The sequence below is a fragment of the Parapedobacter luteus genome (assembly GCF_900168055.1).
Taxonomy (GTDB): Bacteria; Bacteroidota; Bacteroidia; order Sphingobacteriales; family Sphingobacteriaceae; genus Parapedobacter; species Parapedobacter luteus.
Genome location: NZ_FUYS01000002.1, coordinates 145,017 through 161,526 on the forward strand (window position 1 = coordinate 145,017; position 16,510 = coordinate 161,526).

The following is a 16,510-nucleotide window of genomic DNA, read 5'->3' on the forward strand; positions in this document are numbered from 1 at the left end:
AAATATGTTAAAAAGAATTTTGTTCCTTTTATTTGGGAATGTATGTTTATCGTCTATGTTGTTTGCTCAACAAGGACGTATTGTTGGCACCGTATCGGAAAGCGGAACTACCGAAAACCTTTCGGGTGTGAGTGTTGCAGTGAAGGGTTCAACTATTGGAGTAGCGACCGATTTTGAGGGAGATTATTCGCTTGAACTCGCACCAGGTATCTATACCATCGTTTATTCTTTTATCGGATATGAAACCAAAGAGGTTGAGTCTGTTGAGGTCAAAGCGGGAGACGTTGTTCATTTAGATGTCGCAATGGTGGTAAGTGCAGATATGTTGGGGGAGGTTGTCGTTACTACTACAGCTAGGCAAAATACAGAGATTTCGTTGTTAAACATGCAACGTAATGCATCGACATTAATGGATGGATTGTCGTTGCAGAGTATCAATCGTAGCGGGGCAAGTAGTATCGCATCCGCTGTGCGGGTGGTCCCAGGAGTTTCTATTCAGGACGGTAAATTCGTTTATGTGCGGGGGTTAGGCGATCGTTATACAAAATCGATTCTGAATGGAATGGATATTCCGGGGCTCGATCCAGATAAGAATACTGTTCAAATGGATATTTTTCCAACTAACATTCTGGAAAATATTGTCGTTGTCAAATCGGCGTCTGCTGAGCTTCCTGCTGATTTTACGGGAGGTGTAGTCGATGTTGTAACGAAGGATTTTCCAACGCAACGGCAGTTTAATATATCAATTTCCGGTGGATTCAATCCAGATATGCATTTTAAAAACAACTATTTGAGTTATGCCGGTGGTGGGACAGATTTTCTGGGGTTTGATGATGGAACTAGGAAATTGCCGATTTCGTCGAGCATGACCATTCCGAGCCCTGCAGGTGATAATGGCACGTTGGAAGGCATAACACGTTCCTTTAATCCGATTATGGCGGCAGACCGGCAAAATAGTTTTGCAGATTTTAGTATAGGAGCTAACTATGGTAATCAATACAATATCGGTGTCAATAAATTAGGAGTTATCGCGTCCATCGAATATAAAAACACGACTACTTTCTATGAAGGATTTAGGAATGGTGTTTATCAAAAGCCCGAGAATAATAGTGAGCTCGAACTCCGTTCTGATCGGACAAGGTGGGGGGATCTGGGGGTGCGGGGGGTGCTGGGCTCGGTATTGGCTGGCATATCTTACAAGACAGAGCGATCTAAATACGTGCTTAATTTGCTGCATATACAAAATGGCGAAAGCCGTGCAGCATTGTTCGATCAGCGTACTGAGATTTCCAATGTGATTAACGTAGTTAAAAACAATCTAGAATATACACAACGTTCGGTTTCGAATTTGCAATTGGGAGGCAAACATACAAATTCAGATGCTTCATTTACAACCGAATGGAAACTGTCGCCGACTTTAGCAAAAGTTTATGATAAAGATGTGCGGTTAACTACATTTATTGTGGGAAGTAATGGATATACTATTGGCTCAGATGCTGGATTTCCCAATCGGGTTTGGCGAGATTTAGATGAGATGAATTTGGTGGGAAAACTAGACTTTACGAAAAAGTACCAATTGTTTGCCCAAGGAGCTTCACTCAAATTCGGTGGTTTATATAGTTACAAGCAACGGGATTATTCGATTCAAAGCTATAACATAGCTTATAGGGCCGTGAGTACAGGAGACTTGAATGGCGATCCAAACGCAATATTAGCAGACGAAAATGTGTGGACACCGGAGACTAATTCGGGGTACTTTGTTCGCGGGAATTTTCAGCCGGCGAACACATTTGACGCTACGCAACTAACTGCAGCAATTTATGTATCTAATGAAGCAAAGATAGGCGACCGATTAAGGACTGTCATTGGCCTTCGGGCTGAGCAATTTACATCTCTGCTAACAGGGCAGAACAGTACCGGTACTATAAATTACGACAATGAAAAGACCATCGAGAAGCTAGATCTGTTTCCCTCAGCTAACTTGATTTATGCGTTGACTGCTCAAAGTAACGTAAGGGTCGCTTACTCCCGTACTACCGCACGACCTACGTTTAAGGAAATATCACCGGTACAAATTGCCGACCTGCTTACTGATCTTACATTTCTAGGAAATTTAGATTTGAAACCTACGTATATCAATAATATCGATGTACGTTATGAGCTTTTTGGCGACAACGCACAACTGTTTGCTTTAAGCGGTTTTTACAAGCGATTTAAAGATCCCATCGAGTTGGTTGCTTATTCCAATATCGCCCCAACTAATGTGACACCTAGAAATGCGCCTGAAGCCGATGTGTTCGGTGTCGAGCTAGAAGGAAGAAAAAATCTAGGTTTTATTTCCGATGGCTTGGAAAAATTAAGTGTGAATGTAAATGTGTCTTTTATTGAGTCGCGTATCGCCATGAGCAAAGGGTTAGGTATGGAATATGATTCGCGTTTGATGTTTGCTCGGGAAGGCGAAGTTATCGATGATACCAGACAACTACAGGGGCAATCTCCTTACTTGATCAACGCAGGATTGAATTACAATAATAGTGATATCGGCTTGGAAACTGGGCTGTTTTACAATGTTCAGGGGAAGACATTAGAAGTGGTTGGACTCGCACAAAACCCCGATGTATACGTACAACCCTTTCATAGTTTAAATTTCAATTTTTCCAAGAAACTCGGAAGTCAAAGGGGGACGATAAGTGTAAAAGTAGAGAATATTTTGGATGATAATCGAGAAAGCTTATACGAATCCTATGGGGCAGCTAAACAAGCATTCCAGTTTAGGAACCCCGGCCGAAATTTCAGCTTGGGATATAGCTGGAGCTTTTAGTTGGTGAATAGAGATGGGTTAAGTGGCTGTATCATTTTACTTTGATACAGCTTTTTTTGTGTCTTTGTTACTTGCTGTTTACTTGTATTTTTTATTGTATTCCAAGCATCAGTGGATCGTATAAAAAGTTATTGAGATTGTCCATTATTGTGGTTGTCTTCGTTTACCAGTAAACACGAATTATGAGAAAACGAGACAGGCTTTTTGAGGTACTGACCCCATTAAGTACCATTGCATGGGTATCATGTGAGAAATTCAATGATAACATTGCTGGCTTTCTCCAAATGACCTGACCGAATGCGAGACTTGGAACTTTGTGTGCCGGGAAAACACTCGATTGGACGGTTTGTTCCGGTAGACGGAGAAAACAAGGTCTTTATGTAATACTACTGGAAGGATGATTCAACTGAGAGAGGTGATGCGAATTATCCCGTCCTCTTCTTCGAAGTGTCGCAGGCTGGTGAGATCTTTTACTTGCGGAAATCGGAGATGCGCAACTGGAAGGTGGTTCACATTACCATGTGTCCGAATTGTAATTTCGTTGCATTGGACCGACGGACGGATCAATCAAGGGCGAGTCTGTCAGCGATAATAAATGGTTGATAGAAGCCAATGTGGTATTGGCACTCTTCAGGCAACGTATTTGATACATGGTGCTAAACAGTATTTCCTACGCTGATTAAAAGTAACTTTCCATTTGTCTCGGGGTAAGAAACTATTCCGCTTAGGTTGTGACATATAACGTATTCGTAGCGGTTTCTCGTGCCGATTCGCTGTTTTTTAAAGGATAGAATATCTTCTTGTTTGGAAAAGCTTTACTATAAGGGTAATTTGAGTGCGTTCAAAATTCAAGTTTTCTTTACTAATATTTTACATAAAAGTCAAGTAGTGTGCATAAATTAAAGACGACAAATAAGTATTGGAACTATGAAAAGAAATGTATTTTTCCTCGCAATGTCGGGGCTTCTGTTACTAGGCTCTTGTCAAAAAAAGTTTGATCGCCTTGATGTTATTCAAGAAGATTTAAGTTTGGATATAGCTCCGCTGTCCATTACGGACCCCAATGATCCCAATCTTGATGCAAACTGGAATTTTTCTGATCCGAATGTCACAACAACACAAATTTATTATGGTCAGCGAGCGAATAACCAGCCCGTCAGTAGTGTGGAAGTAACTTTGCCTTGGTTTACTGCTGGTAATCCCGCAAACAATGAAGATAGGGACTACCGTCCCGAATTAGGTTGGGTGTTATATTTAAAAGACTTTGGTACCCCCGAACGGCCAACGCAAACTCCTTTCTTCGCATTGTACAATAAATATTCAGGCGTGTTGCGCTTCTTCGTTTATAATTATAGGGTTCGTAATCAAGGCGAACCTTCGAAGACCTATTACGTAGCGGAGTTGGGTTTTAACAACGCAGCTAATTACAATGCGTCGCTTTCCTTTTTTGCTCCTACGGACGAATTTGTAAAGAACAATACCAACCCAAGTACCAAACAAATCGTTGTGACCAAGAAGGATGCTTCAGATACGTGGTTAAATTTTGATTTTGTGATGACTTATGATACCAAATACAGCGAATTGAAATTGACTGTATACGGGGCGAGCCAAGCAGATTTAGCACTAGGAACGGATTTCTCTACGTTGAACGCGAGATCTTCGGTGGGAGGGGCAGGCGTTACTTCGGATTTTCACAATGCCATGACGAAGGGTTATGAATATATTGGTTCCACAAAATCGCTTTTGGATGCTATTAACGATCTACTGGGGAAGCGAGATTCTAATAAGTCAGCCAGTCAATATGTTGTCCAAAGTGAGGCAGCATCAGGAGGAAACGTTGCTCCTCAATCAGTGGTTGGGACGGTAGCAGCTGCAGTAGGTGTCGTACAAAGCGTTGTGGGGTTAATTAGATCTTTTTCCGGTGGAAAGAAGTCAACAGTCGCAACACAGACTGTCTACCAGTATTCAGGTATTGTTCAAACCACGGGGACAGCTACGATTACAAATAATCTATATAGCATTCAATTTCATCAAGACCCAAAAGCGCCGTTGACAGCTAACCGATATAGACCGATATACCAATATGACACAGGGTTAATTGGAGCGCCGGATCGGTTTCATTTGTTTGCTAGGGGAACTCTGTATGATATGGGTTGTTATTTTTATCGAATGAGAGATTTGCACTTGTTTACGTATAATACAGCTTTTAGGTTTGACAAATTCGTTGATGCATTTTATCATAATCCAGACTTGCTTGGAAAAGTCAAACTCGTCAAGTTCGATACATACTTAGTCAATAATATTATATCGGAAATTGGACTAGGCAGTGAATATAACTCTTTTGATTTTTTGCAATGGGCTGATGCAAGTTTAAATGGCGGGGTCACTGGCGATAGTCCACATAGCTTACCTGTAAACGCTGACAGACGCCGAGATATTGATGATGCGCAAATCACCTATGGAAGATATATCCATCCCTTGATAACTGATAATTATAACCCTTTCCCTACCAGGTTAAACCATCCAAAGATCGGAATAGAAATTCATTACGAAATCATTGATCCGAATTATCCATTGGAGGATTCGAGAGAAAGAGTTATCTTTAAAGTGGTTGACCTGACGACATTTGACTTTACGCCACATACGGGTCGTCCGCTAGATTATTGTCCACAACCTTTTGAACATTTTTATTAGCCATAGGAATTACCCACGTCCAATAATTAGCGTTGTATAAAACATAATAGAAAACAACCATTGGCCTCTCGGGGGCCATTTTTGTTTTTGTTGACTGCAAATTTGCTGTCAGGAAAAGGCAATCGTGTCGTGAATTAGAAGTGATGAAATTAGGGATTCACATTGCCCACGGGTCAGGTGCAGGTTTCTATTTGACATATGATAGAATAGATGCAAACGATATTCGGGTAGCCAAGGCAGCCTTTGTAGGGAAAAGGATTGGAGACCGGCGTGAGCGCGACAACGTGTTGCTGGAAACCAAACGTCTCCTGATGTATGCTATGCTCTGCTGGGATATCCCAAAGGACAAAATTAGGTCACTGGTTATCTTTATGACCTATTACGTAAATTTTGAATTCAAGGAAACAAACACTATTTTGAAATGGAAAAATAACAACTTACCAGAGGCAGTGATACCATAGGAATTGAGCAATTGTTAATCGAGACTGAAAAGAAGCGGAGCGAGAAGAAAGGTGTTGAAAAATGGAAGAGCAATCTGGTGAATCTTATTGTCAAACTTGGCTTATCCGATGAGCGGGCAGCCAATGTAGCCGAAGTCCCCATCGGCTTGGTTCGCAAAGTCCGCGCCGCCTAGATAAGAAGCAGAAATAAACCGTCCGCCTTTCTCCACCCTTTCTTCTACCGTAATGCGGACTGGATACGGGTCTCATCCGAGGCGGATCTGGGAAATCCTGAGATCCGCCTCGGATGAGACCCGCATCGCGCACGGATAACGGCAGGAGAAGCAAGCGGATTGATAATAAATTAATCCCGATTTAATTGAGGGATAATATGTCGACCCTACTTTTGCTGATGTAAAAAGAAACATAGAGCAGCATTCATTTTGTTAGGTTTGGTTAAATGGAAAGACCCCGCTGTGAAGCGGGGCTTTTTTTTGTTTGAGTTGTTTTGTAATAAAAAACTTTTTACTTTCGATAAACTAATTTATTATTCAATTATGGAAATTAAACTATCGACTAAATTCGTAGCCGAGCTCGTCGGTACTTTCGGATTAGTACTTTTCGGGTGCGGCGCCGCCGCTGTGGCAGGTGTAGACACGTTGGCCGGTCTTTCGGGCTTGGGACTGTTGGGGATTTCTTTGGCCTTCGGCTTAGCTGTGGTCGTTTTTGCTTACGCCATTGGTGGTATAAGCGGTTGCCACATCAATCCGGCCATTACTATTGCCATGCTGGTTAACGGCAAAATTTCTGCAAAAGACGCAATCGCTTATATCGTAGCGCAATTAATCGGAGCCTTGGTAGGGGTACTTTTGCTACGGTTGGTGCTCGGTGGTCAAATCGAAGGGTTTACCCCGGGAGAGTGGGCTTATGGTGCCAACGGCTGGGGCAAAGGTTACCAAAGTGAATACGGCACCGCTGCAGCGTTTCTTGCTGAAGCGGTGTTGACGTTTCTCTTTTTGTTTGTGATTTTCGGTACCACTTCCAAGTGGGGAAATAGTACCATGGCCGGATTGGCCATAGGTTTCACATTGGTACTTATTCATCTCGTGGCGATTCCCATCACCGGCACATCCGTTAATCCCGCCCGTAGCTTTGGCCCCGCTGTTTTCGCCGGAGGCGCAGCCCTGAGCCAGCTATGGTTGTTCGTCTTAGCGCCCATTACCGGCGCTGTGGTGGCTGCGGTCGTTTGGCGGTTGTTGGAAAGGCGAGTTTAATGACGGAAAAGCATTATTCACGAGGTTCATTTCCTTCCGCTAATTGCGTATTTGGCACCTAAGCTAAGCCACCTTCCGGGCATTGGGATAGCGGCGGCTTCAATGTAGGTGACATTAAAAATGTTTTGTGCATCCAGGTACAGGGCCACGGGCTTGAAGCCGTAAGCGATGCGCATGTCGCCGACAAAATAGCTTTTATAGCTGATGCGCTCGTTAAAGCGGGCCGTTGTCGTAGCTGAAAACGCCCCGATAGAAAATTGGAGATTGGCAACCAGTTGGTGTCGAAGGCTTTCGATAACATATTTGGAAAGGAACCCGGCGTCCTGGCTATCTTCGAAATGGGGAGATAGCCAGGTATACGAAAGACCAGCCATCAGTCCTATGCTGCTTTGTGTGGGAAATAGGCGATAGCTGCCGGAAAAGGTAATGCCCTGCGTACGATTCCGCTGGAAGTTGTGGGGCTGCCATGGTTCGTCTGGTAATAGGCGTACCCAGTCAATAAAGTCGTTCATGTTTCGGAAAAAGTAACGGGCTTGTGCCATCACACCGCCGGCTACATATTTGATGCCGCCCTCCGCGTGCCAAGCGCGTTCGGAAACCAGTGACGGGTTGCCGATATTGCCGGGGCGTTGGTCGAGGTACAAATCGGTAAACGAAGGAATGCGCTGGCCAGTCCCCGTGTGGGCGACTAATTTCCATCGCTCACTTAGCTGGTAGCCCAAGTCGACGCCGGGAAACACCTGCCAACCGTAGTCTGAATTGTAATTGAGATATGCGCCGGCATTGAGTAACAGTTTATTGATTACCTCAGTTTTGAACTCCGCGTATAGGCCATAGTTGGTCCGGTTGTGGTCGCCAATATTGGTGCTTCGGATGATTTCATTGCGCATTTCCAGCCCGATGCCGACATCGCCTGCGGTGGTCTGTAATGAGCCGTTGAGTTCTGAATTGATTGCGTGGCCATGATGTTGGCTCCGCGCCCGGGTGAGGTCATAGCGGAAGTAACGGTAATCGTCATACGCATAACGGTAGCTGACGCGCGGCGACAATGAAAACCGGCTGGATAACTGGCTGCGGTATCCGATAGCAGCCAGGACCGTCTGGACGATTTCCTGGGATTCGGTGTCGCCGGGTGCCGCGTAGAAGCCATTGGCTCCGAAATCATTGGATACATATCCGCCCATCAGGGAAAAAGCGTTGGTTGTGCCTGTGGGGATTTCGCCCTGATAAAATACTTTGTTGTTTCGGAATCCCGTATTGTATCGATATCCATTGCCTGATTCATGGCTACCATACAGGGAATGGGTACCAAACCGGCCTGTGTGGGTGCCGCTGAGTTGTATGCCGCGCCCGTTGAAAAGGGCATCGTTATTGGCGGTGTCTTTTTTGAATCCGCTCCCGCTATAGGCATGGGCAGTGATTTCTGATTGTTGGGGCTTGCGGGTCACGATGTTGATGGCGCCGGTGAGGCTGTTGATACCGTAGATACGTGCCGTGGGGCCCCGGATGATCTCGATGCGTTCGATGGCATCGGTGGGAATAGGCAGGTTAAGGCTATTGTGCCCCGTTTGAGCGTCGAATGCCTTGATGCCATTGACCAAGATAAGGGTTTGCTCAAAGGTTCCTCCATCGATGCTGACGTCGGCTTGTACGCCGAATGGGCCCCGTTGTCTTAAATCGACACCAGCTACATAGCTTAGCAGTTCATTGACCGACCGCACGGGTAAGGCTTCGATTTGCTTCCGGTCGATGATTTGGATATTTCGGTTTTGTTTGGCGAAAGGCAACTGGAGTCGGTTTTCCGTGATGACAACCTCATTCAACGATATCGCGCTGGTATCCTGCGATGAAGGACGGAGGTGGTTGGTTTGTCCCCGGGTTGGTTTGGTCGTCAGCCAAAAAAGAGCGAGCGCAATCATGGTAATACGTGTTATCGGTAATATTTGCTTCATACTGATTCGTTTTTTTGCAAAAGTCGTATCTTGCGGGCATATCAAGATGTGCCAGTTTTTATTTTATGGGTAGTCCGGTTTTAGTTCCATATCGTAGTTTTATCCAAATTGATCGCCTATCGGCCACACCTGTATACCTTCAAGTGGCCAATCAGCTGATCAGCGCCATTCAACGTGGTTATTTGACGGATGGGCATAAACTGCCCGGAAGTCGGCAAATGGGTAAATTGCTGGGCGTGCATCGCAATACGGTGGCAGCAAGCTATGCCGAACTGGATGCCCAGGGGTGGATAGCCATCCATCCCAGCAAGGGCTCGTTCGTCAGCAATAGCGGGGCGGAAAAAAAACGGCGATTGCGGGCAATGGGCGTGGTCGCTTACCCTCAGCAGGCTGGTTTCCATTTTAGAAAATGGAGTGTCTTGGACAACCCCTTTGACTATTCGTCTGCAAAATATACGCTCGACGACGGGCTTCCGGACCCCAGGTTGTCTCATGTGGATTACCTGACACGGTTGCTGCGTACCAACATGAAGCGAAAGGGCAATCGGCCCAAGTTGGGCTATAACAACATGATGGGCGTCGCATATTACAAGGAGAACCTGGCGAATTTCCTCAACCTGACGCGAGGGCTGCATATCTCAAAAGAGCACATCCTCGTGACACGTAGCTTGGAGCTAAGTGTTTATATTGTGGCGGAGACACTGATAACTCCGGGCGATCGTGTAGTGGTTGGTGAACTTAGCTACTTTGCGACCAACATGATCTTGCAGAAGGCTGGAGCAGCCATCATGACGGTGCCGGTTGACGCGGAGGGACTTGATGTTGCTGCCATCCGGACGCTTTGCGAGCGGCAGCCTTTCCGCATGCTGTATATTACGCCTCACCATCATTATCCGACTACGGTGGCATTCAGTGCGCAGCGCAGGGCAGAGCTGTTGGAATTATCCGCCCAATATGGATTCGTCATTGTGGAGGATGACTACGATTATGACTTTCATTACGACGATTGCCCCCAGCTCCCCATGGCTAGCACAGACACGGAAGGAATGGTCGTTTACGTCGGGACTTTTGGTAAGCCGATGGCGCCTGGTTTCCGTTCCGGATTTATTGTCGCCCCGCCGGAACTGATTAACGAAATGGGAAAGCTTTTAGGGGTCATGGACCGCCACGGCGACGCGCTGACCGAATTAGCCCTTGGAGAGATGATTGCTGATGGTGAAATTCATCGTTACTTGAAAAAAACAACCTTGGAATACAAAGCTCGCCGGAATATGTTGGCGTCATTGTTGAATGAGCATTTGGCGTCATTTGTCGATTTTAACGTGCCAAGCGGGGGACTGGCCATCTGGACACGATGGCCTAAAGAATTGAACTTAATGCGCTTAAGGGATCTTTGTGCGCAACATGAGGTTCACTTGCCTCGGTACCTGTTGTATCAATCCAACATGCATTGTGGTATTCGCTTGGGGTTTGGCAGTCTTCCGCAACCCGCATTGACGGAGGTGGTGGCGTTGATGGGGCAAGCAGCCCGGACAATGTAGGCACTGTTATTTAGCTAATGCCACTCCTTCCTGCCAAGGATTTCCTGCCCGTCTGCGGGCATGGGTAAGGTGTCCGTGGCGGCGTCATTTCCGAAGGTGAGTTTTTGCAGGTTTGGCTGCCCGGCATCTATCCACGCGGAGTACCAAAAGTTGCCGATGCTCAGGATAGCTCCACGCATCCTCCGCTCGACCATCCCTGCTAACGCCTCGTGGTATGCCAATGAATATTCATCGGAATACGAACGTGTGAGTACCCGGTTGCGTTCAACATATCCATATTTGCGGTCAGCGGGGTATGCCTCATTCAGTTCGGCTTCGATGCCCAGCACATCATCCACTAATGCATAGCTTTCTTTTACAATACGCCATGCTTCTTCCAGGGGTGAATTTACGTAGCGGGCGCGGCCAACCATAAAGTCATAGCTGCCCGAAAAGAGCTCCGGCAGGCGGCTTTCCCAAAAGGCATGGATGCCCACTTGGTTGGTCTGCTGTCCGTTGTAATTGCTCGTGGTATGTAACGGCACATGGGCGTCCGCGACATAATGACCAATGTCAGCTGAATGCCGTAATATCCGCTGCAGGTCTCCGGAAGAAAGCGCATCGACGAGATTTAGGTAGCTCCGGTTGATTTGCCAGGGAAGAATGCCTGACGCGAGCAACCTGCGTTCGGTGAACTTACCGATAGCGGCTGACCAATGGATAGGGATGGTGTCGAATGGCTGCTGGCCATAACGGTCGGCGTCAATGAAGTGACGGGGCGATTCCGCGGTGTCTACATAACATCGTTTATCAGCGTCGATAGCATGCTCGGTGATGTAGTCTACATGATGTTTGTAGAATCCGGCCACGGCAGCCGGCAAGGTAAATACGGCCATCTGATTGATGAGCTTATGGGCATGGAAGCCCCAGGAGGAAAGCATCACCCACAATAGGATGCATAACGGCAGTAGGCAGATTCGGTTCATCGACGAAAGATAGCGGATATAAGGCAGAATCACAAATCTTTCATGGGTTTTTAACGCTGGGGTAATATTAAATTCGGTAATTAGCATAAGAATTTTCAACACGGCAGCTATGAAAAAGTTAATAAATTGGATGGTAGGTTTGAAAAGCCGTATTTTTTTTCGTTTTTTGGCCTCAGCGTTTAGGCATTGAAGAGTCGGAAGCCCGGAAGTGGGGAGCCTGATGCTTCATGTTTATGGTGTCACGTCTGATGTCTATCGTCTTACTATGAAAATCCTCTATGCAGTGCAAGGTACGGGCAACGGTCATCTAAGCCGTGCTATGGATGTGGTACCCTGTTTGCAGCAGCGTGCTACGGTTGATGTACTGGTCAGTGGTATCCAGGCAGATTTGGTCTTGCCGTTTCCTGTAAAATACCGTATGCACGGGCTCAGTTTTATCTTTGGCAAAAAAGGTGGGGTAGATTTGTGGAAAACGTTTATGAGTTCCACCGTGCGCAGGCTTATCCAGGAAGTCAACACATTACCCGTTGACCAGTATGACTTAATCATCAATGATTTTGAGCCGATATCTGCTTGGGCGTGCAACATCCGCGATAAGGCATGCATCGGACTCAGCCACCAGGCTGCGGCAATGGATGTCCAGGCGCCTAAACCCAAGGATCAGGACATGGTAGGCAAATTTATTATGAAGAACTATGCGCCTGCGACGTTCAACTATGGCTTCCACTTTAAGCGGTACAGCGCGAGGATATTTACGCCTGTGATTCGCCAGCAGGTGCGCCGGTTGGATGTGACGGACAAAGGGCATTACACGGTATATCTTCCGGCATATGACGATGCGCGACTGCTCAAACATCTGATGCGTTTTCCCGATGTTCAGTGGGAGGTGTTTTCGAAGCACAACAAGATTCCGTTCGAGATGCGCAATGTGCGTGTGCAACCGATAGCCAATGAGGCCTTTATCCAAAGTATGGCCAGCTCGGCGGGCGTGCTATGTGGGGCAGGGTTTGAAACGCCTGCGGAAGCGATGTTCCTGCAAAAGAAATTGCTGGTCATCCCGATGAAAAACCAGTATGAACAGCACCTTAATGCGGCGGCACTTGAAGAGATGGGAATTCCGGTGATTAAGAGCCTGAAGCCTAAAAATGACGCTGCTATTGAAGCATGGTTGACCAGTAGACACACGGTTGCGGTAGATTACCCGGATTGTACACAAGCCATCATCGACAACCTCTTGGACGCGCACGTCCGCAAAGCATTGGCATAGCTACATGGTAAGATCGGATTTTGGACATGACTTTCAATGGGGGGTCTCCAGTGCGGCCTTCCAGACGGAAGGGGTGTGTGATGCGGATGGCAAGGGCCCATCGATATGGGATACGTTTGCCGGTAAAAAAGGTAAAATCAAGTATAATCATCGCGCACATACCGCGTGTGATTTCTATAACCGGTACCAAACGGATATCGCTTTGATCAAAGAAATGCATATTCCCAACTTCCGGTTTTCGCTATCGTGGCCCCGCATCTTGCCGGAAGGAACCGGTCGGTTCAATGCACAGGGCATGGATTTTTACGAACGTTTGGTCGATCATTGTTTGGCGCAGGGTATCACACCCTGGATCACGCTCTACCATTGGGATCTTCCACAAGCGCTGCAAGACAAGGGTGGATGGACGAACCGCGATGTGCTTGGTTGGCTGGAAGCGTATGCCGAGCGTGTCGTAAGGCGCTTGGGCGATCGCGTACGGCATTGGATGGTACTCAATGAACCTGCAGTATTTACAGGCGCAGGTTACTTCTTCGGGGTGCATGCGCCCGGTCTTACCGGATTGCGCAATTTCTTCCCGGCAGCTCACCATGCCGCGCTGGCGATGGGCCATATCGGCCGGCTGCTACGTGCTGAAACAAAAAATGCGCGAATTGGAAGCACATTCAGCTGCTCGAGTATTCACGCGGCGAGTTCCAGAAGGCGCGATGTGGATGCCGCGAAACGGGCCGATGCATTGATCAACCGGCTTTTCATTGAGCCTATATTGGGGATGGGCTACCCTACGGCCGATTTGAAAGCGCTGGCAGGCATTGAGCGGTACATGATGGCCGGAGATGAAACACAGCTACCGTTTGATTTCGATTTTATCGGCATTCAAAATTACACCCGGGAAGTGATACGCCATTCGTATTTTGTACCCTACTTGCAAGCACGTCTTGTTCCTGCAAAAAAACGGCACGTGCCGCTCGTCACCGAGATGGGATGGGAAGTATATCCTGAGGCGATCTATGAGATGATTAAGCAATTCAATGCGTACCCCAATATACCCGATATTTACATAACGGAGAACGGGGCGGCGTTTGCCGATGTCGTGGAGGGGGGAGCAGTGCACGATCGGTTACGTATCCAGTATTTGAAAGATCATCTTGCACAGGTGCTTCGTGCCAAACGCGAAGGACTGAATATCCACGGGTATTTTATTTGGACGCTCACAGACAATTTCGAATGGGCGGAAGGCTATCATCCACGGTTTGGCTTGGTACATGTTGATTTCGAAACACAACAGCGGACGATGAAAGACTCCGGGAAGTGGTATGGAAGTTTCTTGGCGAATAGTATCTTTGCTGAATGAGAAATCGTGGGCATCGGTTTTTTGGATAGCAGCCGAAAGTGATTTGTCACTACAATGACATTTCGGGTTGATGGCCCTGAAAATAAATCATGTTTTCTCCAATGTGGCATGATTTTGTACAATCTTTTTCCAGTTTTGGTTAGTTCTTTTGCTTTTATTTTTTTTAATCAGTGGCGGAATTTTTAGCATTTTTGAATAATCTCAGCAATCCCGATTGGATTGTTGCACATGGTGGTCTTTATTTATTGTTATTTATTGTTTTTGCCGAAACCGGCATTCTTATCGGGTTTTTCCTGCCGGGTGATCCGATCTTGTTTATTGCAGGAATCATTATTGCCAACCTGACGCTTGGCCCGGTAGACTCCGTGCTTACGTTGTTGTATTGGATTGCCTTGATTGCTTCCGCAGGCATTTTGGGCAATTTTGTAGGTTATTGGTGCGGCAAGTATTTCGGGCATCGTTTGCTGAAGATGAAAGATAACTGGCTTTTTAAGAAGGAATACATCTTCCGGGCACAGGACTTTTATCATAAACGGGGCGGTGTAGCGATCATCCTCGCGCGTTTTCTTCCAGTGGTGCGGACATTTGCCCCCATCGTGGCGGGCATCGTGGAGATGGATTTCAGGAAGTTTGCTTTTTATAACGTCGCGGGGGGAATCCTCTGGGTGGGCAGCCTCGTCACGTTGGGGTACCTGCTCGGCGAAAATGAATGGGTACAGCATAATCTCGAGTATGTGATTATCGGTATTGTAGTTGCTGCGACGGCGCCTGTGGTCATAAAAATGATTACCGGAAAGAAGAAGACACCGGCTTATGCCGAGGCCGAGATGCTTGAAGAAGAGGAATGCTGACCCGACCCGCCGTTCCCAAATGCGGATGCTTAGCTTCCGGGTGTTGGGATAAGTAAGTTGATACGTAAAAATGCATGGTGGAGTGAAAGGAATGTTTAGCTTTGCGCAAAACTTCATTATGTACTTATGGACACAGAAGAATCTGTCGTTACCAAACAACACGTATCTGCCACCATTTATCCCGTACTGTTTGCCTTAAGCTTCTCGCATCTGCTTAATGATACCATCCAATCCCTTATTCCGGCGATTTATCCCATCGTTAAAGATTCGTTCCAGCTGAGTTTTTCGCAGATTGGCGTGATTACGCTGGTATTTCAGCTTTCATCTTCATTACTGCAACCGCTGGTGGGCATCATTACCGATAGTAAGCCTTATCCTTATGCCTTGCCGGTAGGGATGGGATTTAGCCTTACAGGGCTGGTCATGATGGCCCTGGCGCCGAGTTACTACTGGATCTTGGTATCCGTTGCTTTCGTGGGAGCCGGTTCGTCTGTCTTTCATCCTGAGGCTTCGCGTATGGCTTATGTCGCGTCAGGTGGCCGGCGGGGCTTTGCACAGTCGTTGTTTCAGGTAGGGGGCAATGCCGGAAGTGCCATCGGCCCGCTGCTGGCAGCGATGCTTATCGCGCCCTTTGGGCGATTTAATGTCATTTGGTTTTCATTTGCCGCGCTTACAGCTATTGTCATCCTCTATCGGGTAGGGAAATGGTATAAACCGAAATCTATCCGTAACTACATCCTAAGGCGAAATAAAGTCAAGGCAGTCGTCCAACAGTCATTGCCACGTAAGACCGTGATAGTGTCTATTGCGGTGTTGCTGGTACTTATCTTCTCCAAATATTTTTATTTTGCGAGCCTTACCAGCTATTACACCTTTTACCTGATGGATAAGTTTGGTGTATCCGTGCAGCAATCACAGTTTTATCTATTTATCTTTCTGTTTGCCGTGGCTGCCGGAACGATGATTGGTGGCCCCGTGGGCGACCGTATTGGCCGGAAGTACGTTATCTGGCTGTCTATCTTGGGTGCGTCACCGTTCACGTTGGCATTGCCATACGCTAACCTGTTTTGGACAATCATTTTATCCTTCGTAATCGGTGTGATCATCGCCTCCGCGTTTTCGGCAATACTGGTTTATGCGCAGGAATTATTGCCGGGCAATGTAGGGTTGGTGTCCGGATTGTTCTTTGGATTTGCCTTTGGCATGGGCGGAATCGGGTCCGCGGTGCTTGGTAAACTTGCGGATAGCCAAGGCATTGATTTTGTATACCACATCTGCTCATTTCTGCCGTTGATCGGCATTGTCGCTGCATTGTTGCCGGACCTGGCGAAGCGATCGCATTGATGCCGAT

The 16,510-nt window shown here is 46.9% G+C and carries 12 protein-coding genes; 10 read left to right on the top strand and 2 right to left on the bottom strand.

Annotated features, from left to right (window positions below; translation table 11 throughout):
- Nucleotides 1-4: 4 nt before the first annotated feature.
- The 5 genes from B5X72_RS03780 (at nucleotide 5) to B5X72_RS03795 (ending at nucleotide 7,229) form a co-directional block, all read left to right on the top strand.
- Nucleotides 5-2,821 (top strand): TonB-dependent receptor, encoded by a 2,817-nt coding sequence (locus tag B5X72_RS03780; protein WP_079715518.1) that lies wholly within the window; start codon nucleotides 5-7, stop codon nucleotides 2,819-2,821.
- Nucleotides 2,822-3,748: 927 nt separating this feature from the next.
- Nucleotides 3,749-5,515 (top strand): hypothetical protein, encoded by a 1,767-nt coding sequence (locus tag B5X72_RS03785; RefSeq protein ID WP_079715519.1) that lies wholly within the window; start codon nucleotides 3,749-3,751, stop codon nucleotides 5,513-5,515.
- Between the two features lie 143 nt (nucleotides 5,516-5,658).
- Nucleotides 5,659-5,976, top strand: a complete 318-nt coding sequence (locus tag B5X72_RS03790) for a hypothetical protein (protein ID WP_139378525.1) — start codon at nucleotides 5,659-5,661, stop codon at nucleotides 5,974-5,976.
- An 11-nt stretch (nucleotides 5,977-5,987) separates the two neighbouring features.
- Entirely contained in the window at nucleotides 5,988-6,149 is a 162-nt protein-coding gene (locus tag B5X72_RS20725) for a hypothetical protein (protein WP_176146088.1), read from the top strand.
- Between the two features lie 363 nt (nucleotides 6,150-6,512).
- A complete protein-coding gene (locus B5X72_RS03795; RefSeq protein ID WP_079715992.1) occupies nucleotides 6,513-7,229 on the top strand; it encodes an MIP family channel protein in 717 nt (238 codons plus the stop codon).
- Nucleotides 7,230-7,255: 26 nt separating this feature from the next.
- Here B5X72_RS03795 and B5X72_RS03800 read toward each other — a convergent pair whose 3' ends face one another.
- Nucleotides 7,256-9,181, bottom strand: a complete 1,926-nt coding sequence (locus B5X72_RS03800) for a TonB-dependent receptor plug domain-containing protein (RefSeq protein ID WP_233632729.1) — start codon at nucleotides 9,179-9,181, stop codon at nucleotides 7,256-7,258.
- 65 nt (nucleotides 9,182-9,246) lie between these two features.
- On the opposite strand from B5X72_RS03800, the gene B5X72_RS03805 reads away from it, so the two are divergent.
- Nucleotides 9,247-10,722, top strand: a complete 1,476-nt coding sequence (locus B5X72_RS03805) for an aminotransferase-like domain-containing protein (protein ID WP_079715521.1) — start codon at nucleotides 9,247-9,249, stop codon at nucleotides 10,720-10,722.
- A 14-nt stretch (nucleotides 10,723-10,736) separates the two neighbouring features.
- Here B5X72_RS03805 and B5X72_RS03810 read toward each other — a convergent pair whose 3' ends face one another.
- Complete coding sequence (locus tag B5X72_RS03810) at nucleotides 10,737-11,687, bottom strand: zinc dependent phospholipase C family protein (RefSeq protein WP_079715994.1); 951 nt, start codon at nucleotides 11,685-11,687, stop codon at nucleotides 10,737-10,739.
- 265 nt (nucleotides 11,688-11,952) lie between these two features.
- On the opposite strand from B5X72_RS03810, the gene B5X72_RS03815 reads away from it, so the two are divergent.
- From B5X72_RS03815 to B5X72_RS03830, 4 genes are all read left to right on the top strand, one after another.
- Nucleotides 11,953-12,954, top strand: a complete 1,002-nt coding sequence (locus B5X72_RS03815) for a glycosyltransferase family protein (RefSeq protein ID WP_079715522.1) — start codon at nucleotides 11,953-11,955, stop codon at nucleotides 12,952-12,954.
- 4 nt (nucleotides 12,955-12,958) lie between these two features.
- Nucleotides 12,959-14,308 carry a GH1 family beta-glucosidase gene (locus tag B5X72_RS03820; RefSeq protein ID WP_079715523.1) on the top strand — a complete coding sequence of 450 codons (1,350 nt, stop codon included), beginning with the start codon at nucleotides 12,959-12,961 and terminating at the stop codon, nucleotides 14,306-14,308.
- A 191-nt stretch (nucleotides 14,309-14,499) separates the two neighbouring features.
- Complete coding sequence (locus B5X72_RS03825; RefSeq protein WP_139378526.1) at nucleotides 14,500-15,159, top strand: DedA family protein; 660 nt, start codon at nucleotides 14,500-14,502, stop codon at nucleotides 15,157-15,159.
- A 126-nt stretch (nucleotides 15,160-15,285) separates the two neighbouring features.
- Nucleotides 15,286-16,503, top strand: a complete 1,218-nt coding sequence (locus B5X72_RS03830; RefSeq protein ID WP_079715525.1) for an MFS transporter — start codon at nucleotides 15,286-15,288, stop codon at nucleotides 16,501-16,503.
- Nucleotides 16,504-16,510 lie beyond the last annotated feature (7 nt).

What these genes read in the sequence shown, in the direction of transcription:
- B5X72_RS03780 (WP_079715518.1), top strand. Translation starts at nt 5, where the DNA reads ATGTTAAAAAGAATTTTGTTCCTTTTATTTGGGAATGTATGTTTATCG.
- B5X72_RS03785 (WP_079715519.1), top strand. Translation starts at nt 3,749, where the DNA reads ATGAAAAGAAATGTATTTTTCCTCGCAATGTCGGGGCTTCTGTTACTA.
- B5X72_RS03790 (WP_139378525.1), top strand. Translation starts at nt 5,659, where the DNA reads ATGAAATTAGGGATTCACATTGCCCACGGGTCAGGTGCAGGTTTCTAT.
- B5X72_RS03795 (WP_079715992.1), top strand. Translation starts at nt 6,513, where the DNA reads ATGGAAATTAAACTATCGACTAAATTCGTAGCCGAGCTCGTCGGTACT.
- B5X72_RS03800 (WP_233632729.1), bottom strand. Translation starts at nt 9,181, where the DNA reads ATGAAGCAAATATTACCGATAACACGTATTACCATGATTGCGCTCGCT.
- B5X72_RS03805 (WP_079715521.1), top strand. Translation starts at nt 9,247, where the DNA reads ATGGGTAGTCCGGTTTTAGTTCCATATCGTAGTTTTATCCAAATTGAT.
- B5X72_RS03810 (WP_079715994.1), bottom strand. Translation starts at nt 11,687, where the DNA reads ATGAACCGAATCTGCCTACTGCCGTTATGCATCCTATTGTGGGTGATG.
- B5X72_RS03815 (WP_079715522.1), top strand. Translation starts at nt 11,953, where the DNA reads ATGAAAATCCTCTATGCAGTGCAAGGTACGGGCAACGGTCATCTAAGC.
- B5X72_RS03820 (WP_079715523.1), top strand. Translation starts at nt 12,959, where the DNA reads ATGGTAAGATCGGATTTTGGACATGACTTTCAATGGGGGGTCTCCAGT.
- B5X72_RS03830 (WP_079715525.1), top strand. Translation starts at nt 15,286, where the DNA reads ATGGACACAGAAGAATCTGTCGTTACCAAACAACACGTATCTGCCACC.